The sequence below is a fragment of the Lysinibacillus sp. TE18511 genome (genome assembly GCF_054062295.1).
This window is the reverse complement of the sequence record NZ_JBSSFD010000015.1, coordinates 1-21,802: the sequence shown is the minus strand read 5'-3', so window position 1 is coordinate 21,802 and position 21,802 is coordinate 1. Positions and strand designations below refer to the sequence as shown.

General features: G+C 37.4%; 13 protein-coding genes and 1 pseudogene. 9 read left to right on the top strand and 5 right to left on the bottom strand.

All coding sequences use genetic code 11. The annotated features are described in order from the left end of the window. Positions 1-68: 68 nt before the first annotated feature. A complete protein-coding gene (locus ACVWXS_RS12745; RefSeq protein WP_456958467.1) occupies positions 69-1,073 on the top strand; it encodes an acyltransferase family protein in 1,005 nt (334 codons plus the stop codon). Positions 1,074-1,435: 362 nt separating this feature from the next. On the opposite strand, the gene ACVWXS_RS12740 is transcribed toward ACVWXS_RS12745, so the two are convergent. Genes ACVWXS_RS12740 through ACVWXS_RS12730 form a run of 3 tightly spaced genes read right to left on the bottom strand, consistent with a single transcriptional unit; the run spans position 1,436 to position 4,473 of the window. Next, a complete protein-coding gene (locus ACVWXS_RS12740; RefSeq protein ID WP_456958466.1) occupies positions 1,436-2,617 on the bottom strand; it encodes a DHHW family protein in 1,182 nt (393 codons plus the stop codon). A 10-nt stretch (positions 2,618-2,627) separates the two neighbouring features. Next, a complete protein-coding gene (locus ACVWXS_RS12735) occupies positions 2,628-4,052 on the bottom strand; it encodes an MBOAT family O-acyltransferase (RefSeq protein ID WP_456958465.1) in 1,425 nt (474 codons plus the stop codon). 25 nt (positions 4,053-4,077) lie between these two features. Further along, positions 4,078-4,473, bottom strand: coding sequence for a hypothetical protein (locus tag ACVWXS_RS12730; RefSeq protein WP_456958464.1), 396 nt, complete (start codon positions 4,471-4,473; stop codon positions 4,078-4,080). Positions 4,474-4,823: 350 nt separating this feature from the next. Here ACVWXS_RS12730 and ACVWXS_RS12725 point away from each other — a divergent pair, with 350 nt between their 5' ends. Together ACVWXS_RS12725 and ACVWXS_RS12720 are read left to right on the top strand one after the other, a co-directional pair. Next, positions 4,824-7,871: an S-layer homology domain-containing protein gene (locus ACVWXS_RS12725; protein WP_456958463.1), complete on the top strand. Its 3,048-nt coding sequence runs from the start codon at positions 4,824-4,826 to the stop codon at positions 7,869-7,871. A gap of 309 nt (positions 7,872-8,180) precedes the next feature. Further along, positions 8,181-9,674, top strand: a complete 1,494-nt coding sequence (locus ACVWXS_RS12720; protein WP_456958462.1) for an S-layer homology domain-containing protein — start codon at positions 8,181-8,183, stop codon at positions 9,672-9,674. A 275-nt stretch (positions 9,675-9,949) separates the two neighbouring features. Here ACVWXS_RS12720 and ACVWXS_RS12715 read toward each other — a convergent pair whose 3' ends face one another. Then, positions 9,950-11,206, bottom strand: coding sequence for an HlyD family secretion protein (locus tag ACVWXS_RS12715; protein ID WP_456958461.1), 1,257 nt, complete (start codon positions 11,204-11,206; stop codon positions 9,950-9,952). Beyond that, the gene (locus ACVWXS_RS12710; RefSeq protein WP_456958460.1) at positions 11,206-11,883 is read right to left on the bottom strand and encodes a hypothetical protein; all 678 of its coding nucleotides are present in this window, start codon (positions 11,881-11,883) and stop codon (positions 11,206-11,208) included. Before ACVWXS_RS12710 ends, ACVWXS_RS12715 begins: the two co-directional genes overlap by 1 nt. Before the next feature lie 491 nt (positions 11,884-12,374). On the opposite strand from ACVWXS_RS12710, the gene ACVWXS_RS12705 reads away from it, so the two are divergent. The 6 genes and pseudogenes from ACVWXS_RS12705 to ACVWXS_RS12680 form a co-directional block, all read left to right on the top strand. Beyond that, the gene (locus ACVWXS_RS12705) at positions 12,375-15,866 is read left to right on the top strand and encodes a hypothetical protein (RefSeq protein ID WP_456958459.1); all 3,492 of its coding nucleotides are present in this window, start codon (positions 12,375-12,377) and stop codon (positions 15,864-15,866) included. Positions 15,867-15,927: 61 nt separating this feature from the next. After that, the gene (locus tag ACVWXS_RS12700) at positions 15,928-16,578 is read left to right on the top strand and encodes an S-layer homology domain-containing protein (RefSeq protein WP_456958458.1); all 651 of its coding nucleotides are present in this window, start codon (positions 15,928-15,930) and stop codon (positions 16,576-16,578) included. A gap of 169 nt (positions 16,579-16,747) precedes the next feature. Further along, positions 16,748-17,830: a CAP and S-layer homology domain-containing protein gene (locus tag ACVWXS_RS12695; RefSeq protein WP_456958457.1), complete on the top strand. Its 1,083-nt coding sequence runs from the start codon at positions 16,748-16,750 to the stop codon at positions 17,828-17,830. Positions 17,831-18,328: 498 nt separating this feature from the next. Next, positions 18,329-19,261, top strand: a complete 933-nt coding sequence (locus ACVWXS_RS12690) for a C40 family peptidase (protein ID WP_456958456.1) — start codon at positions 18,329-18,331, stop codon at positions 19,259-19,261. A 289-nt stretch (positions 19,262-19,550) separates the two neighbouring features. After that, on the top strand, positions 19,551-21,398 hold the full coding sequence (locus tag ACVWXS_RS12685; RefSeq protein WP_456958455.1) for an N-acetylmuramoyl-L-alanine amidase: 1,848 nt from the start codon (positions 19,551-19,553) through the stop codon (positions 21,396-21,398). Between the two features lie 183 nt (positions 21,399-21,581). Further along, positions 21,582-21,737: pseudogene (locus tag ACVWXS_RS12680) on the top strand (IS3-like element ISBsp3 family transposase); the annotation flags it as partial. Positions 21,738-21,802 lie beyond the last annotated feature (65 nt).

Genomic DNA, 21,802 nt, shown 5'->3' with positions numbered 1-21,802 from the left:
GCCATTGCATTCTTCGACAAACTATGACATCCTTAAATTAGAGATAAAAATATTTAGGAGAATGTTTTGTGATTAAAGAGTGGGATTTACTACGTGTGGTCGCGTGTTTATCTATTTTATTATTACACACTTCTTCGTGGATTATTATTGAAGTTGGTGCGATACCGGAGCAGCCATTTTATCTGTTTTTACGTATTGCGCTATGTTACGCGACGCCGACATTTATTTTATTGTCTATATTAATTTTGGCAAATCGTTATCAGGATAAAATACCGAGTAACTTTTGGTCAAATAGAATTCAATATATTTTTCTGCCTTATTTAATATGGGCCATGATCGATGCAGTAATTGTCGAGTCAATTTATCGCAAGGGCTTATTATGGGAAAAATTTGTCCGCAATGTCTTCTACAGTGAGTTTGTAGGCTGGTTTGTTTTGGTCATTATGCAGCTGTATGTAGTCTTTGCGTTGATGAAACGTTTTAAGTGGTCTATGGCTTGGTTTTTACCGTTATGTATGCTGATTACGCTTGTCCATCATTCGGTGATTTTATTACCATATCCGATTTTTGAAGAGAATGAGTTAATGTTTCGTTTATTCTTTACGGGTTGGCTTGGGTATTTTGCTATTGCTTATGCGATGGGGGTGTATTATACGCAGATTGCCGCGCTTGCGAAAAAGTATCGTTACGCGACAATTGTGTTCTTCGTGTTATCTGTTGCCTTTTTATACATCCGTATGCTGCTCGGTTATACAGATACGCATTCGAGACGCCTTGATTTAATGCCGCTTGTTTTAAGTATTGCCCTACTAGTAATTGCCTGGGGACAGTCGATACCTTATACGAAAACGGTTCAAGTGCTGAGTCAATATTCGTTTATGATCTATCTCATGCATTGGGAAGTTCTGCGTTTATCGACAGGCTGGTTTGTAGAGCACTTTGATCGCACGCTAGTCCGAGTGCCACTGTTGATGCTGTGGACGTTAGTCGTTTGTATTGCGGTGACCAAGTTGATTTCATTACTTCCATATAGTCAGTGGGTAGTAGGGAAAATTAAAAAGCGTGTCACATAGAAAAAGCAGTGATTTCTCTCATTATAGAAATCACTGCTTTTTTTGTATCGCCGGTGGAGTCGTTAGTTGCGCCGCTAAAAGCCGGAGTATCGCCGGTAAAGTAGCAAGTTACGCCGCTAAAAGTCAGAGTATCGCCGGTAAAGTAGGAAGTTGCGCCGCTAAAAGTTGAATATCGCCGGTAGAGTCGTTAGTTGCGCCGCTAAAAGCCGGAGTATCGCCGGTAAAGTAGCAAGTATCGCCGCAAAAAGTCGGAGTTCCGCCGGTAAAGTAGCAAGTTGCGCCGCTAAAAGTCGGAATCCCGCCGCTAACTTCAACGATAGCGCCGCTAAAAGATAAGACAATAGTCACACTAAAAGCTTTCGCTACTCGGGCATCAATTTTAAATTGCGGTCATTGTAAGCAAGCACGACGTAGTCTGGGTCCATGCTTTGTAAATAAGAAATAACATCTTTATCCAAATAACGTAAGTCTAAAACCGTTAGCTTTTTAAAATGACTAGCTACATGAAATTGAATGGCATTAAAATATGAATCTTTGATGACGACGACATGTTTGTCGCTGTCATAGTCATTGTTAACAATCGTAAGCTCTGCAAAGTCTCGGCTGTAAGCATCAGCATAATTTACGACTGTGTCAGGGCTCATTTGTTTGGCACGACCGTATACTGACTCGTACGGAGCCGTGACGCCATCCTCGATTGTACCGTCATAGATTGTAAATTGCGTTGCGAACGAAGCGGGCTCGTTGTAGCAAATTTCATCGTGGTTATCGACGGTCATGTACAGGATTTTATTCCATGAGCCAGCAAACTTATTCGGTAAGCAATAAGTGTTGGCTTCCTCGTATGGAATCGGCTCAATTGTTTCACCGAGTCGCTCGCTCATCGTGTTCATGAGTGCCTCGTAGCCTGCGTATGCGCCACGCATCGTCCAGTGATGATCGGTTTTGTAGAAGTTCCGTTCAGCAGAAAAGTCGTTCTTCATTTCATCATAGAGACGGATATTGTCTACGCCAGCATCAGTAACAAGCTCATGTAGGCGCGCATTATTGGCTATTCCCGCATCATCAGGCATATAGCTAGGACTTGGCTCACGTGAGTAAGTCGCCTTTGCTGGTAGTGAGTAAAACGTAAACGGGATATTTTTTTCAGCAAGCCCTTCGCTTAAATTTTGCAAATCGGCGGCGAAGGAAGCAAGCTCTTCATCAGATTTTGCTTCAGCGGGCTTTGAAATAATCCAGCCGCTGTCATCATCAACTGCGTACTTATCGTTTAAGTAGGTTTTCCCCATTGCACGTTGGAAGTAAACATAGTTACGCATCCATGTATCACGTGCAGGAAATTGATCGGAAATATATGTTTCTACTTGTTTTGACCATGCCCCGGAAAAGATCTCCTGTGGGCTTGGTGAAATGTTTGCAGATTCTAACGGACGGTTCTCCATTTCTGATTGTGGACGATCTACCGTTAACACATGCACGACGAAGCCACCGAAAATGATGCAAAAAAAGGTTATTGGTAATAGGTACATTTGTATTTTTCGCATATTGTCCCACCTAGAATCTAAAGTAAATGAATGGATTATGTGTTGCGTTTACTAAAAACATCGTAATAAAGAGCAACAATGCCCCATAGTAAATTGTTTGTACAAGACGTAGACTCCAATCAAATGATAGGGAAGCGGTTGCTTTTTGCTCGCTCCACGTTTGATAAAGTCTATAAATTGGCATAGCGAATATGATCGCTACTACAAAATACACGGCATAGTCTTTCGCCAGTAAAATCGTTTCATAATTATAAAGTGCCGCATCGGAGAGCCCAAACATCGTTTTGATAAACCCAAAAGCATATGTAAAGTCATTCGCTCTAAAGAATACCCAACCTATCATAACGATAATAAGAATATAAACATGGCGTAAGAAACGAGGAATACGCTCCAACCATTTTAAAAGCACCCATTTTTCGAGGCAAATTAATATTCCGTAATAAAAACCCCAAGCCATAAATGTCCAGCTTGCTCCATGCCAAAAGCCAGTTAGTGTCCACACAATTAATAAATTTCGATAGAGCTTCCATTCGTGGCTTACGCGACTACCTCCAAGTGGGAAGTAGACATAGTCTCTGAACCAGCTGCTAAGCGAAATATGCCAGCGACGCCAGAAGTCTGTGACGGACTGTGCAATGTACGGATAGTTAAAGTTTTCTTCAAAATGGAAGCCGAAAATTCGTGCTAAACCAATGGCCATATCACTATAACCTGAGAAGTCAAAATAGATTTGTAACGAGTAAGCTAAGATACCTATCCAAGCAGTACCTGTTGTTAAATCGCCACCTGATAAACTGAAGACATGATCGGCGACTTCGCCCATCGGATTCGCAATCAGTACTTTTTTAGCTAACCCTTGTACAAAGCGACGTGTACCAATCATCCAATCCTCTGCTGTAGAGAGACGCTTTTTAATTTGCTCAGCTACCGTTTGATAACGAACGATCGGTCCTGCCACAAGCTGTGGAAACAATGTTATGAAAAGTGATAAATCCAAAAAATTACGCTGTGCCTTTACGTCTTTTCGATAAACATCGATTACATAGCTAAGTGCTTGGAATGTATAGAACGAAATACCGATTGGAAGGGGTACAGCCTCCCATTCAATTGGCTGCTCCAAGTAATTGTTAATAATGTCCACAAAAAAGCCGGCATATTTGTAATAGCCTAAGATGGCTAGGTTACTCACAATAACAAGCCAAAGTAGCGCTTTTCGTTTGGACTGCGAAACTGTCTTTTCAATAACAATCCCCAAAATATAGTTGAGCAAAATTGAAATCATCATTAAAAGTACATATTTCGGTTCGCCCCATGCATAAAAGAACAGACTGGCCAACAGTAATATTGTGTTGCGTAGCATCTTCGGAGAGATGAAGTACACAATGAGCACTAATGGCAAAAATACATATAAAAATATAAGGCTACTAAAAACCATTCCTTCAAATCCCCATCTCTAATAATTATGTAATTGCTAATAGAATCACCATGATCGCTGATAAAACCGAGAACATCGCTGATAAAATGTCTCGAATCGCTGATAGCATCGTGGGTATCGCTGATAAAATGTCTCGAATCGCTGATAAAACCGAGAACATCGCTGATAAGATGTCTCGAATCGCTGATAAAACTGAGAACATCGCTGATAAGATGCCCCGAATCGCTGATAAAACCGAGAACATCGCTGATAAAATGCCCAAAATCGCTGATAAAACCGAGAACATCGCTGATAAAATGTCAACACGCCGATAGTCCAGTGAACATCGCTGATAAGATGACCAAAATCGCTGATAACATCGTGAAAATCGCCAAAATAACTGATAATCTGCAAAACTGCTAGATAATTCTAATATAAACAAGGAAATGCAAGAATAAATTACCTACCTCATTGTAACGTAAATTCACGAATTGTTCACTACTGGTTTTTAATCAAATATTGGTAAAAAGTCGATTTTTGTCGAAAAAATGGTTGGTAAAAAAGACATGGGCAAATTGGTATATTTTCCGTGTGGCAGTAAGGTTTGTATGTTAATTTTCAGGATGGATATGTTTTATCCTTTAATCTAAAATATGGTTAAAAACCCTTTAGAAATAAGCATTTACCATATCTTTCATTCCAAATCTTGCCCTTTGAAATTTATTATCGCGTAATCTTATAATAGATTCGTAGTCACCAAAAGTGGCTAATTTATCTAGGAGGTTCTTTCATATGAAACAAAAATATAGTAAATGGGTTGTCGGCGCAGCATCAGCGGCCCTAGTAGCATCAGCAATCGTACCAGCAGCAAGCGCAGCAAGCAGCTTTTCTGATATTGAAAAAAGTGACCACAAGGATGCAATTTTAGCATTAGCAGACGCTAAAATCGTAGCTGGTTACCCAGATGGAACATTCAAACCGAATGCCGTTGTAACTCGCGGAAATGTAACAAAATTCTTAGGTAAATGGTTAGTATCAGAAAACTACGAAATTCCTGCAAACTATGAAACAGAAGCACGTTTCACTGATTTACCAACAACAACACCTGACAAAGAGTTATTACAATATGCAGCACTTGTTAAAGATGCTGGCGTATTCAAAGGCTCTAACAACAAATTAATGCATACTAATAACATGAGCCGTGAACAAATGGCAGTTGTTTTAGTACGTGCGATCAACACTGTTTATAACGTAGATTTAGTAGCAGATTACAAAGAATCTGACTTCAAAACAACAATCACTGATTTAGACAAAGCTACAGCAACTGAAAATCGTGAAGCAATCATCGCGTTAGAATATGCTGGACTTACAAACGTGAAAGCGTTCAATCCTAAAAACACATTAACACGCGGTCAATTTGCATCATTCTTACACCGTACAATTACTAAAATTGGTCAAGGTGAAACTTTAACTGTTAAAGAAGCTAAAGTTGTAGATGCAACAACATTAGAAGTAACACTTTCTGATGACAAAAAACATACTGTAAAATTAGAAACTGCTCTTCCAGAAAACAAAGAAACAAAAGTAGAGTTTGTGATCGATGGTAAAACTTATTCAGCTGTAGTTACATATGTAACTGACGTTAAATTAGAATCAGTAAAAGCTATTAACGCTAAAACAATCGAAGTTAAATTCAATAAAGCTGTAGAAGATACTTCTAAAGCTGCAGTTGAATTATTACGCGGTACTTTCAAACAAAACGTAACTCTTACTTGGTCTGAAGACAAAAAATCAGTTCAATTAGTAGGTGCTACAAACTTCCAAGCAGCTGATTACACTGTAAACGTATCTGGTTTAACTGAAAAAGCATTAACTAGCACAGTTAAAATTGAAGCTCAAAAAGTGAATTCAATTGAAATCTTAGACGAAGTAGCTATAGTTGACAAAGCCGTTAAAACTGACGGTACTTTCGGAACTGGTACTACTGCAACTGTTGGTTATGTAGTTAAAGACCAATATGGTACAGATATTACAAAAACAACTTCTTTAACAACAAATGATAAATCAACTGTAGTTGCTGATTCAGCTAAAGGTGTAGTTAAATTATCAGGTACTGTTGTTGAAGGCAAAAAAATCGGCGATTTAGTACCAGTAGTATTATTTGATTCTGCTACAGGTACATCAGTTACTAAAACTGTAAAATTATCTGCTGAATCTACAGTTTCTTCTATTGGAGTAGATGGTGTTTATAACGCTAAAGGTGAAGAGGTAGTCTTAAATGATAATTCTAAAGCTTCTGATGCGTATATCGTATTAAATCTTAAAGATCAATACGGAAAAGAAATTACTGACCCTGCTAAAGCAACTGGTTTAGTAATTACAAACACAAACACAACAAACTTAACAATCGCTAACACTGTTTCAAAAGTTAAAATTGGCGATAAAGATAAATTAGTAGTTGCAATATCAGATATCTTTAAAGCTGGTGATACTGATGTATTATTAATTTCAACAACTAACGGTCAATCAGCTAAATATACTGTTAAAGTTGCAGAAACTGTTACATCTAACTCAATTTCTGTTTCTCAACCAGAAATTGCTGTAGCTGGGGAATCTACATTAATCCCATTAACAGTTACTGATAAAGAAGGCAATGTAATCACTAACAAAAAAATCTTAGCGGATAAAAACAAAGGTATTAAAGTTGGTGGTACTACAGTTCCTGAATCAGCTCTTGAAGTAAAAGATGGTCAAGTATACTACAAAACAACATTTGGAGCGGCTGGAACACAAGCATTAGTATTCCAAACTTCAACTTTCAAAGTTGCTACTGTTACTGTAGATGTTAAAGCACCAGCAGTACCAACTGTAGTTCGTGGACTTAAAAAACCTTTAGTAATTTCAACTTTTAAATCTCCAGTTACAATTACAGCAAAAGACCACTTAATCATTGAAGACCAATACGGTCGTGAAATGAAAAACTCTGATGTACCTGTAACAGTAACATTAGTTGGAACTTCAGATGTAGTATCAGTAAATGCAGCAAATGAAGTAACTGCTCGTAAAAACGGTACTGCAACATTAAATGTGGCACTTAAAACTCCAAATGGCACAATTGATTCTGCTGTAGAAGTAAAAGTACAAGTAACTGATGGTACAGAATACAACGGTTATGAAATTGCTGAAATTGGTAAAACAAAAGCAGGAGCAGAAAAAGAAATTACAGTTAACGGTTTACTAAACGGTGGTAAAGTAGCACTTGTTAACAGCGAATATACTGCGACAGTAACTGGCGGTAAATTAACTGCACCACAAGTGGTATCTGCAGGTAAAGTAAATATTGCTGACACAGCTTTAAACACTGATACAACAGCAGCAGCTAACAAAATTGACACAGAATTTACATTAAAAGTAACAATTAATGCAACTGGTCAAGTTTTAGAACAAAAATTCGTTGTTTCAGCTGACGCTGAAAAAACGCAAGATTTCTTCTTTACAGCATCAGAAGCAAAAGGTGATTACAACCTAGCTAAAGCTATTACAGAAGCTACATTAGTATCTGGTCAAACTGTAGCAAGCTTAAAATCTACAGGTGAAGCACCTGCAGTAGTAAACGTTGCAACGGTTGACCAATACGGTAACAAAGCAATCACAGCACTTGCTGCAGATACAGTTACAATCGTACCTGAAAAAGCAACAGATTTAACAATTACTGGTAATGGTACAGCGGAAGCAACAGCAACATTAAAATCTGATGTTAAAGAAGCTAAAGCAACTTTAAAAGTTAAAATCGGTAACGCAACAAAAGAATTAAAAGTAACAATCGTAGCTGCTCCTTAATTAAAAGGATTATGCTATAAACTAGTGAACTAGTAACTTAGCCTTGTGATTAGATGAAACTTTTTGTTTCATTATGGTCACAAGGCTTTTTGATGGAGAGAAATCTCCGTAATTTTTTGTATATGTAATGAAGTTATAGCCCTAACATTTAATACAGATGTTAGGGCTATTTCTATTTGTAGTAAAACACGGAGAGAAGCTCAACAACACATTCTGTAATATATAACATATAGAAGAATATGAAACTTTTAGTATTATTACCATGCATTATCATAGTATGATGGAGAAAATATGTAGGGGGATGAGCGGATGAAGAGAAAGAATTTATTTCAGGGAGCAATCGTTGCAGCATTAGCGACAAGTGCTATTGTAGTAGTGCCAACTGTACAGGCAGCAGAAAAATTTACGGATGTTGATTACACGACGGAATATGGTGCCGCGGTCAAGGATTTAGCAGCACGCGGTATTATTAAAGGATATGCAGATGGTACATTTAAGCCATTCGCAGATGTGACGCGTGGACAGGCTTCGAAGATTTTAGCAGGTCTTTTAGGGCTAGATACTAAAAATGTAGTGGACCCACAATTTACAGATGTAAAGCCGAGCGATGAATATTACGGAGCAATCGCAGCTCTAGAAAATAAAGGGATTATTTCAGGCTTTGCTGATGGCAGCTTTGGTGTCAATCAAGCGATTACACGAGAACAATTAGCGCGAATGCTAACAGTGGCGTATCAGTTAGAAAGTGATAATGTTGATCAGACATTACCATTTAAAGATATTGTAAAATATTCAGAAGCGCATTATGCAGTCGCTCCATTGTTTGAAAATAATATAACGAAGGGGATTACACCAACTACTTTTGGTTTAAAAGAGACGGTCAAACGTTCACAGCTTGCGTTATTTATACATCGTATTGAAGCGATGCAGGCTAAACGAGTGATCCAAACATTTACCGCAAGTGAGCTTGACTCAAACTATATTGAGGCTTTTTCTTCAGACAACCTAGCGGCGGATGGTGAGCATGAATTTTTCCGCATTCTTCGAGCAGATAATGATGTGAAGATAGAGGCGTTACGAGAAGGATCGGGCTATTTCATGCTTATTGGCTACAATATGGGTAATGAAGAAAATTATGAAATAATGGAAATGCAAAAATATAAAATTGATGTAACAAAAGTAGATGGAAAGCTACAAATTAATTGCCAGCCAACCGATGAAGTTACGCCAGGCTCAGCGCTGTTTTTGGAGGAGGATTTAGGTTTTAATCCGAAAAATATTGAGCTAACTACGGCTGCTGGTCATGCAGTGAGTGAGAAAGTCTACAGCTATCAACCGATTAATCTTGAAGACTGGGGAGCAGAAACTGTTCCTAAGGGCAGTAACTATGTGCTTTGGCTATCACAAGCAGGGGACTATATTGCAACATTATCGGATGATAAAGGACAGTCGGTACGAATTGGCATCCGAGCAGAATCTGATGGCTATGATTTGTATACAACTTCTGCGGTTGAAAAAAGCAGTGTGTTCATTCCAAAAAGTGAAATCGGCTTTACTGTGAAAGATTTCAAAATTGAACAATACACAGGCGCGATGTATGATCATAAAATAGTGGATGTAGAGCTTTCAGCAGAAGGTGTAACTGTAAAAAGAGTTGGAAAAGGTGATTCTACTTTTTCTATCCGCCTGATTGGAGCAAATGGTGAGAAGCTATATGTACATGGCATGGTCTATGAGGTAAGTGGCGTAACTGCGATGTACTATGAAATAGCGACACAAGAACAAATGGAAATTAAACATTGAGATAAGAAAAAGATGGTGATCGTCGGTAGAATTTAGAACATCGCTGATAAAAGTGCTAGTATCGCTGATAAAACAGAGAAATCGCTGATAAAAGTGCCGGAACCGCTGATAAAGCAGAGAACATCGCTGATAAAAGCGCAGAACCGCTGATAAACCAGACAACACCGCTGATAAAAGCGCAGAACCGCTGATAAACCAGAGAACATCACCAATTAAACTAAAAATATCGCCAACAGCAGAAAACCTCCCCGACATTTCGGGGAGGTTTCTGTATGTTAAAAGACAATATATTTCACGTAGTCTTTCCAGTCGAGTTCTTTAAAATGCTGCCACTCAATTTTTTTAAGAGGCATAGAACGGAAGGAGCGAGCTAAAATATTGCGTTCTTCATTTGTAATAATAGGTGTTCCAACATCTAGATCGCCCGTAAACATAGTAGAATCTGCTGTTTTAAAGGCTACATCAATTTCCTCAAGGTGTATTTTACCATTTTCATCAAGAGTATAAACGCTATGTTTATTTTTCTTTCCGGATTTTACCCAATCAGAATCTACTTTAAACGCATCGGATGCTTCATTTACGGTAATTGAAGCCTTACCAACAGTTGAAAATGGAATGTCTTCTAGAATGTCATCTGGATGCAATATTACCTCGTAGCTTGAAGGTTGAGGTAGTGTTGCAGATTTGGCTAATTCATTTGCCCAAAGGGATTCATTATTTGTCGTGATCTTTTGTTTTTGAAACACAACACCTGCTAGATCATCTTTGTAATGCTGCAAGTTAAAATCAACGGTTTGTCCATCTTTCACCTTTTGCCATTCATCCTCAGATAAGTAGGCAAGCATAGCCTTTTCAGATGAATAGATTTCAAATGTCACAGCACCAGCTTCTTCTGTGATTTTTGAAATTACACCGTCTACTGGGCAAATAACGCCTTCTCGTGCCTGAATTTGGGCTATTTGCGCATCCATTAAGGCTACTTGACGAGTGGTTTCTGCAATGTGACGGTTTAAAATTGCCACTGCTGTTGATGGAGAAGTTTGCTGCCCTAATTCAAATTGAACAGAGACATTTAACTTATCACTAATTTGATCGGTATTAATAGAGCTTGTCGGGTCATTGTTGTCACCGTATTCGGATTCTATCTGATCTAAAGCAGATTCTAAATCACTTAATTCGGTTTCGTAGGCAGTGCGTTCAGCCTCAAGCTTTGTTAATTCACCGTCAACTTCCTCGGTTTTGTAGGTGGCTAGTAAATCATTGGCACTTACTTCCTGTCCACGTTTTACATCTATGGCAGAAAGGCTTTTTGCATCTGCTGAAATCGTATAAGTTTGTGAAGGGGCAACAATCGCATCCTTTTCAACCGTCTCTACACGTTTACCAGTAGAAGCTTTCTGAAATTCATCGATGAAGTAGGATCTTGCTACTTCACTATCGTCCTTAAATACAAAATAAGCATTTACACCGATTAATAATGCGATCACAATAATACTCAAACTTGTCCAAGGTCTAGATTTAATAAAGCGCATCATCCTAACCCCCTTGCCAGCCATTCTTGAAGTGGTAACACACTAACCATTCCAATAAAGATAGCCATTAATACATAAAGTCCAATAATTTTCGCTAATAAAGCTTTACGCTCTGATAATTCCTCCCATTTCGAAAGGAACGTGTATTGTACAATAATTGTTAGTACAGTTGCTACGGTGAATTGATTGATGGCAAATAGCACAAAATCCGTATCAATTACTTGCTGAGTAATTGGTGCAAGTGAAAAGAAGGAGAAGTTTGTTGTGTAACCAACTGCATAAAACACAGCAAATAAAATTGTTTTTTCAATAAGTAAAAATACCATTACATAAAGTTGTACCTTCTGAATCCATTTGTAAGGGATGTCTGTTAATAGATGTAACAAGTATGTAACGCCGTAATAATGGAAGCAATAATAGATGATTCCCCAGGCAATAGCCCCGACCATTGATAGTAAACGGGCTGTATAGTATTCATTGGGATGATTCGATGCAAATAATGTTGTTAAGCTTTCAGTCCCCATGCCCCAATACTCACGAATGACAAATAGCATCATAAAGAGCAGGAAAACGGTGAAGGATCGTTTTTTATAGCCTCTTATTTCCCCTTGCTCAACAGCCTGGGTAAAGTTAGTGGGATGCATTAAGCTATGCCAAAACTTATATTGATAAAACATATATAGCTCCCTTTCTAGTAAATACATATTAAAGTTGTAGTATACACCTAATTACTGGTAAATAACATAGTAGAAATGCTGAGTTTTTCATGGATTTCCCTCGATAAAGAGAAACGTCTTTTTAAGACAATTATACAAAGTTTTTGTTACTCGATGTGCGTATTTTTTTGACACAATATTTACCACTACGTCTGTCTCCTAAGTCTATCTTTTAGGAAGATCAAATAAGGCTTATTAGCACTTTTACTCGTAATTAGTCATCTTTTGCCAAAATTTGCACCAGATCAATGCACATATTTCAATTATATAGTATCCTAACAATAACTTCCTATAAAAAGACTATTCAATCTAAAAATAACAATTATCTTTATGTTAGTAAAGGTGAGCAACTTAAAGAGAATAGCTTGAAATAGAGTGATAAGCACCGATACTAAAGGTAGCAAATAAGAATTAAATGATACATATTTATTTTCCTATTAAATGTAGAAAGGGTGGGCATTTTGAAGAAACAGATTAAAGTTGGTGTAATCACAAGTCTATTACTAACTCCGGCAGCGATTGCCAATGCTCAAGAAACACAACCTCAAACAAGTTCTCACGTGGAGCAAGTTGCTAATGTTAATGTAGCAACAACAGACACTAGATCACAAACAATTGCACAATTTGGCAAACTATCTGTTACATCAACGAATGATGAAATGGTAGTAGCAAAGGGAGATGTAGCGGTTTTAAGTACTACAGACTTCAAACCAGATGAAATCAATTTCATTAAAGCGAAATACGAATATGTTGTGGCACAACGAGATTTATTGTCCAAATTAAAAAATATCGGAACAGAAATAAGTAAGTTGTCTTATACAAATAAAACATTTTTTGATGATGTGACAAAATTACATCAAAATTACACTACTTTTTTAGGTTCAGAAACAGAAGCAGGCTCTTATTTAAATGTTCAAAAGACTTTCGAGAATGCTGTAAATACAGCTCTTGCATCAGCAGAGGCAAATGGCATTGTTTCTTCAATTCGAGGTACATCAACTCAATATGGCTATGGAGAACCAGAGCGTATTAATTACTTCAAACAGAACGGTGCAGATATTGAGAAGCTTTTGAAAATGAACAAGGATGCAAAAGATGTAGAGAATACAATTACTAAGTTAGATTCTTTTATTGCTGTTCTCGATAACCAGTCATCCACTTCTACTGAAATTGCTGCTGCTGCTACTGAAGTAACGACTGGATTAAACACTCTGACAGCTGATCAAAAGAAAATTGTTATAGCACATAATCCTAAAAATACAGCGGTCACGCCATATAAAAAATATACAGATGTGTTAGCAAACTTATCATCGGCAGATCAAGTGATTGCTAGTATTACACAGCTAACGCAAAAGAAACCAGAAGACTTCTCATCTGCTGCAAGCTTTATTAGTGCTGTAACAGCAATTGAAACTGCCTACAATAGACTAGATGAAGGCTCAAAGCGTTTAGTTACAAATTATAAAGAGCTTGAGCCATATCAGGGAGCGGCTAATATTTCCAAGCAAATTACAGCATTACGTCCGTCAAGTAATGCCGACTATCGTACTGCAGTAAAGGCAGCAAGTGATCAGTTAACAACTTTAGCTAAAAAAGATTTTGTGAAAAATATCGCTGACTTAGAATTGGCTGAGGCAAATATAGCAACAGCGCAAGAAATTGAAAAACTCATTGCGGAAATTGCTACAACTACAGATAAAATTACACAAATCGAGAAAGCACGTGCAGCTTATAATACACCAGTCGCACCTGCGGGACAAAAAATAGACGCGGCCACTGTCAAGAAAATCGTGAACAATTTGCCGGAGCTAACAAGCTGGGAAAGTTCACATAAAGCCGTTTTAAATGTTATATCCCTTGTAGAAAAGCTAGACCCAGCTGCGAAGGATTATACGAAAAAAGCGAAGGCTGCTAACACAGCTTACCTAAAGCTTGACCCTACAAAACGTGAATATGTGAAAAGCTATAAAACGTTGAAGAATCAAGTAGAGGCGATGGATATTGTGACACGAATCATGGCCTTAAACCCTTCGCAAAAAACATATAAAGAAACAGTTGAACTGTTATCAGCAGACTATGAAAAGCTATCGTCCGAAGCGAAAGTACTTGTAACAAATAATGCAGCTCTTCAAACCGCAAAAGGCTATATTGCAACAGCAAAAAATTTCGATGATCGTGTTATTGCTTTAGCTAATGAACCAGATACTACATTTGTAGCAAAAGTGGCAGCGTTATCTTCTGAGTATAAAACGATGGACAAAAATGCGAAAAAATTAGTAACACAATACAAGACATTAACAACTTATGAGAAAAATAATGCTAATGTTGTGAAGGTTATTAAATTAATTGCAGACTTAAATCCAGCAAATAAGGATTATACAAAAAAAGTTTTAGCTGCGCGTAAGGCATACAATGCATTAGATCCTGCCTCACAAAAGCGTGTTACAAACTATAACCAACTAGCTGCCGTCGAGGATGTTGCTACATTAATAGGATTAATCGAAACATTGAAACCAACAAGTAAGACGTTTTTAAATGATTTAGATACGGCGCGAAAAAATTACGATGCATTACCAGCAGAAAAGAAAAATGCTGTCATAAACTATGAAAAGCTTGTTACCGCTGAAACTGAGCTGAAATCTGCACACACTGTTATTGCATTAATAGATGCGGCAGTGCCTGATGATCCGGATTATTTAACAAAGCTCATGAATGCCCGCGTTGCCTACGACAAACTAACATCAGGACAGAAAAAGCTTGTTTCTAATGTGAAGTTGTTAACGGATCGTGAAAAGCAAGTAAAACCTATTTTAACTGCCATGGTGCAAATCGATACATTAGATCCAAGCTCAAGTAAATTTGTTAGTCAAGTAAACTCAGCACGAAAAGCGTACGATAAGCTGACAAAGGATCAAAAGCAATATGTGAAAAATATTGATACTTTACAAAAGTATGAACCAACTGCAAAAGTGATTGAATTAATTGGCAAGTTAAAGCCGTCTAGTAAAACATTCCATGCGGATACTGTACAAGCTCGTGCATTATACGATGCTCTAAGTAAGGACATGCAGCAATATGTAACAAACTACAATTTATTACAAGCCGCTGAGTCAAGTATCCTAGGGGCAGGTAATGTACAGCGCATGATTGATGAGCTTCCGTCTGTCCAGCCAAATCAATATGTTAAACGTATTGAAGAGATACGCGCAGCATATAATGCGTTACCAAAAGATCAACAAATGTCTGTTGAAAACTATAAAACATTGCAGGAGCAAGAAAAGCTTATTAAACCTGTTATAAGTGTTGTCAACGAAATTGATAAACTGATGACATCAAAAAATATGGACAGCCAATACCAAAAGATTTTAAAAGCATATGATAATCTTACTGCCACTCAGCGTAAATATGTTTATAACGACCAGTTGCTTCTATCGTTAGATAATGTTATTAAAGTTTATAAGAGTATTGAAGATTTAAAACCAAGCGATAAACTGTATTTTGGTATGATCGAATCTGTGCGAAGAGATTACGATAGCTTAAATACAGCAGATAAGCAAAGAGTGTCTAATTATCATATTTTGCTTGATGCGGAGAGAAGTATGAGTGAAGTGAAGAAGGTTGTAGAAATTATTTCAGGTCTTAATCCGGCTTCTAGCACATATATTCAAGATGTAGCGAATGCTTCTGCGGCATATAAAGCATTAGACTCTAAAGTAAAAGGACAGGTCCTTAACTACGATACTTTAAAGAAAGCAGAAAAAGATGTAGCGGCAGTATTAAAAGTTGTAGAAGCGATTGGCGAGTTGGACCCAGACGCTAAAACATTTGAAAAGAAAGTACTGGCTGCACAAAAATCATACGATGCACTAACGCTGGAACAACAGGATTTAGTGTATAATTACCGTATTTTACAGGATCATTTAAGAACATTAGGTTTAGAATAAGGAGAGAGGGTCAGTCCCTCTTTTCCTCATTTTTATGGCCTTGAGGAAAGGGAGCGTTAATGTGAAGGTACATAAAGCGTGGGCTATTGCCACTGCAGCAGTAGTAGTACCCTGTGTCGCAGTCATTCCTACAGAAGCAGCTACTATGCCTTTTACAGATATAAAAAATAGTGGAAGCGAAGCAGAATTATACAAAGCAGTCAGTGAATTATATAGTCAGGGAATTGTATTTGGTACAACACCGACTACGTTCAGTCCGTATCAAAATTTAACGCGAGGGGAAGCAGCATACTTTTTAGCTGAATCTCTAAAATTGGAGACAAAAAATGTAGTAAATCCTGGCTTCAAAGATATACCTGCCTCTCATAAATATTACGGTCATATTGCTGCACTTGCTGAAAAGGGAATTATCCAGAAAAATACAAATTATAATCTGGATCATTTTATTAATCGAAGTCAAATGGCAAAGATGCTGACACTTGGCTTTGATTTACAACAGGCAACAACATTATCTGCTCCTTTTTCAGATTTTACAAAAGATAATGAAACCAATAAGTATATTCAAACGTTATTAAATTACGGGATTACACAAGGTACTAGTGCGACAACATTCTCTCCGTATACAGACGTTACTCGCGGTCAGATGGCGTTATTCCTATATCGCACCTTACAAAAAAACGAAAATGATTTTTATATTATTAGCGTTGAATAAAAGCAAAGACGCACTCTTAGGTTATCCGCAATCTTGGAGTGTTTTTTTAAAAACAATCTAGGGAAAAATAGGAATTAATGGTATATTTGAGGCTTATCACCCGAAGTCATGGGGCATTGTCGTCAGGAAAACCGAGTACGATACATAACTGAATGAAGGGAAGGGAGCTATGTTAAAAAAAGTTTCTGGTGTTGTTGGCATGTCACTTATTTTGCTGACTACATCATATGCTGTATCTCTGGCGAGCACATCTGAAGAAGTATTGGCGGCTAATATTGCAAAGGATGTTTCACCATCACATTGGGCTAGTAGCTCGATAGAACATATGTTAGAGAAGCACTATATGACAAATTATAATGATGGCTTCTTTAGACCAGAGCAACCGATTACTAGGGCAGAGGCTGCAGCTGCAATTGCTCGTTCCATGCAGATAAAACTGGATACTACATATACGCCAAAATTTACAGATATATCGATTAACCATCCATACTACAAAGAAATTTGCGCTTTAGTTGAATTAGGTATTTTACAAGATGGTGATTGTTTCAAACCTGAAGCCCCTTTAACACGTATGCAAATTGCCAAAATGTTAACACTTGCTTATCAAATTGAAGTGGATTCCGAAAATAAAAGTAAGTTTAACGATGTGAAAGAGGGACATTGGGCGAAAGACTATATTGAATCACTTGCAGATGTCGGTATTATTAAAGGGGTCAATGCACAACAGTTTGCACCGAATCAATTGGTCACACGTGCTCAATTTGCTTCTTTGGTTGAGCGAAGTCTTGACTTTTCAATGAAGGTAACCAATTTCGAATTAGCGTATGACTTTTTATCAAAGTCTTATATACCGACAAAAAATTATTCATCAACCATGTCTAATGATGTCATTCGTTTAGTTAACGTTGAACGACAAAAGAAAAATTTGCAACCACTTACCCATGATGCAGCTTTAACACAAGTCGCTGTTATTAAGGCGCAGGATATGGTGAATCGACATTATTTTGAGCACGAATCCCCTTATTACGGAATGCCGTGGGATCTAGCGACATTATTCGACTACCCATATACGAGTTTAGGAGAAAATATAGGAAGAAACATCCCATCACCAGAAGCGGCCGTGAAAGCGTGGATGGCCTCTCCAACTCACCGTGAAAATATTTTACGTGAAAATTACACAAATACCGGAGTAGCCATTGCGATTGATAGCAAAGGAAATTACTATTGGGTGCAATTGTTTTCTAGTCAATAACTTGAGCAGACCGAGGGGAAAATAAATACCCGTGGGTAGTGGTGGATATTCGCGCGGCCGGAGCAAATACCCGCGGATGCGAAGTGAATATCCGCGAAGCTGAGGTAAATATCCGCGAAGCCGAGGTGAATCCCCGCGGAGGCGAAGCAAATCTCCACGCCGCCGGATAATATCCGCGAAGGCGAAGCAAATCTCCGCGAAGTCGAAGTAAATCAATTATTCGTGTGAAAATACCTCAAATCCGTAACTATTACATTAGAACTTCCTAATCTCGTGTTCTATTGTAACAAAGCATAGCTAATATTACAGGAATGTTACAAAACGCCGGGATATCCATTAATTAATACCCATATTTTAACGCTGATAAACCACGGAAACGTTGGTGTATCAGCGTTTTTTTGCGTTTTGTAAACCGTTACACAATTGAAAAATTAAAATAGCACCTTTTATGATAGTCTATTTATAGGCAAAAAAGTTCAGAGAGGGGTATACCGAAATATGAAAAAGAAATGGTTATTACCGATTTTTGCATCCTTTATGTTATTTACAACAACTCACATAGATACAGCTGAAGCAGCTACAGCATCTGATGTTACTGAAACAGCATCCAAATATTTAGGTATTCCATATGTGTATGGAGGTACAACTACTAAAGGGCTTGATTGCTCAGGCTTTACATCTAAAGTATTTGCAGATTTAGGTATTAAATTAAACCGTACATCAAGTTCACAATACGAACAAGGTACAGCGGTAGCAAAAGACGACTTACAAGTGGGAGACTTACTATTCTTCAATACTAGTGGTAAAGGTGTCTCACATGTATCGATATATACTGGTGACGGAAAAATGATTCACTCACAAACTGGTAAAGGTGTTAGTTACTCAGATGTAAACGATCCATACTATTGGGGTTCTCGTTACATTGGTGCTAAACGCGTAGCAACATTTGATAGTGAACAAGCTGAAGCTGTTAAAGAAGAAGTAAAGAAAGCTGCTATCGATTTTACAGTTTACGCTTCTCGTGCTGAAGTGGCAGAGCAAATTGCTAAAGCACTTAACTTGGATACATCCGATAAAAATACGAAATTTACAGACGTAAAACCAACATATGAACATGCTGGTGCGATTGCTGCTGTATCGAAGTTAGGTATCTTTGATGGTGATGGTAATGGTAAATTTAACCCATCTTCACCGATAACACGTGCTCAAATCTCTAAAGTATTAGTACATGCCTTTGGATTAGAACAACAAGGCGATGTTGTAACATTTACTGATGCTCCTTCAAATCATTGGGCAAATGAATTTGTTTCAATTCTAGCTTCAAATGGTATTACAGAAGGTAAAGGAAATGGTAGCTTCGGTTACGATGAAATGTTAAAAATTTCGCAACTTCAAACATTTATTGAACGCGCACAACAATTACAAAAATAATTAAATTCCGTATTACTTAGACAAGGGCTACGTTTAAAGTAATATCATGCAGGGAAGTTCTTTTTAAATAATGTATAAATTGAGGAGAGCTTGCACCTGCAGGCTCTCCTCAATTTATGAAATATCAAAAAGGGGTGATGCTTAAAAATAGTAGAATAGTTACATTCGTATGATAGTTTTGTCTGTGAATTTTTGTTAAAATGAACATGAGAACAGGAAGGGAGGAAATAAGACAGTGTACCTCAAAAAAATTAGTCTTATATTATGCGTCTTATTCATTTCAGCTTCTATGTTTACAATACATAGTGCCCAAGCTAGTGGTGGGTTTGTAGATGTTTCTAAAGATCATGAAGCTTATGAAGAGATCAATTATTTAGTAAATTTAGGTGTTATTAAAGGATATACGGAAAATGGCAAAACGTATTATAAACCTAATAATAACGTAACGCGTGGGCAAGTTGCCAAAATGGTTGTTGTTGCTTCAGGTAACAAGCCACTAGTTGTCAATAAATCAAACTTTTCAGATGTAGAAGTCGGCACAGAACTTTCAGGTTATGTAGAACGTGCTGTACAGCTTGGTTACTTTGCCACAAATACAAAGGGGCAATTCCTACCAAACAAGCCTTTAACTCGTGATGAAATGAGTCATGTTTTAACAAAAGCGTTTAACCTTGATACAAGTGAATATGAAAATATCGATTCTCCTTTTGTGGATGTAGGTATTACAAATCCGTACGTGAAATACGTGAATACGATTTACTATAACGGTATTACAAAGGGAAGCGGTCAAAATTATAACCCAAATAGCCAAGTGACACGTGCACAATTTGCGTTATTTGTAGCGCGTGCGAAAAGTGAAGAGTATCGTTTAGAGCTACCTGTTAAAGGTGTAGCTGTACCTGATACATCACAGGTTATTGGATTAATTTCCTCAACAACTGACGGATTAAATATCCGTAAATCTAAAGATTCTTCATCTTCTGCTAATATAGTAGGAACTGTCAATACAGGCGGTAAATTATCAGTCTATGCGGTTGAAGGAGACTGGTTAAAAGTTACCTATAAAGGTGCATATGCTTATATTTATAAAACGTATGCTCAGTTTTTAGATGCAGATGGTAACGCATTAGGGAATGTCCAAAAACAGGTTACAGCAACACAAAATTTAAATGTTTACGTAAAGCCAACTTCTTCTTCGAAAGCTATTACAACAGTTAATAGCAAAACGAAGTTACCAGTTTATAAGACGGTAAGTGGCTACCATTTAACTGTAGTGAATGGTTTACCAGGCTATATTGTAGCGAATAGTACAGAGGATGTTGAAGTAGAAAAACCTTCTACGCCAGATCCAAATCCAACTCCTCCAACAGTTACAGGTAATCTATTAGGTCGAGCGACAGTTGATAATTTAAATATTCGCACAGAAGCTAACTCTACTTCTACGATTGTGAGTAAGTTGAAAAAGGGCGAATATGTTCAAGTGAACAGTATTAACGGTTATTGGGCACAAGTTACTTATAACGGTCAAAAAGGGTATGTCCATAAATCTTACTTAAAATTATTAAATCAAAGTGGTAATGGATTAAAGAATCGCATTATTATTCTTGATCCAGGTCATGGTGGTAAAGACCATGGCACAGTGAACGGTTCTATTTCTGAGAAAAACATTACATTGAAGGTTGGTACTCGTGTCAAGGAAAAACTGGAGGCTGAAGGTGCTAAGGTGTTGATGACACGTACGGGTGATACCTACCCTACATTACAAGATCGAGTAGATTTTACAAATGCAAATTATGGTGAGATTTTTGTAAGTATTCATGTAAACTCGGCTCTAAATACATCTGCACAGGGCACTGAGACATATTATGCTATTTCAACAGGTGATATGCATCAGGAAGACATTGATCTTGCAACATTTGTAAACAATCAAATTGTTAATAACTTAAAAATGAAAAATCGTGGTGTCAAAGAACAGCAATACTATGTAATTCGCAACATGAATATTCCATCTATCTTAGTCGAGCTAGGCTTCCTATCAAATAGTGAAGATCGCGCTAAAATGACAGATGATCAATATGCGGAGTTATTTGCTGAATCCATCTTCAAAGGGATTTCACAATATTACGCAAAACAATAATAAAAGAAGCTACATTGTTTAAACTGAACCTTGAATAGTAGACACTTTAAAAAAAGTGTCTCTGTTCGGGGTTTTTGTGTTTTTTAAAACTGAAAATCCCGTTATACTAAACTTTACGAATTAAGAACGGGGTAACATCATGAGTAAAAGTATTTTTCAGAACATCAAAGAAAACAATTAGCGGTGAATCCAAATGTGGCATCTGCTTCAGATCGTTCCATTCAATATCAGCCAGCATTTAAAATCAAAGCGGTCAAAGAAAATTTAGCCGGGAAAGGGCCTGCACAAATTTTTACGGAAAGTGACTTTTACAAATGTCAACTAATCTATGTACAAAAACGCTCACTTAATTGTGTATAAAATTACTCACCTTCTGGAGCTAGGTGGTTCTTCAAACGATATGA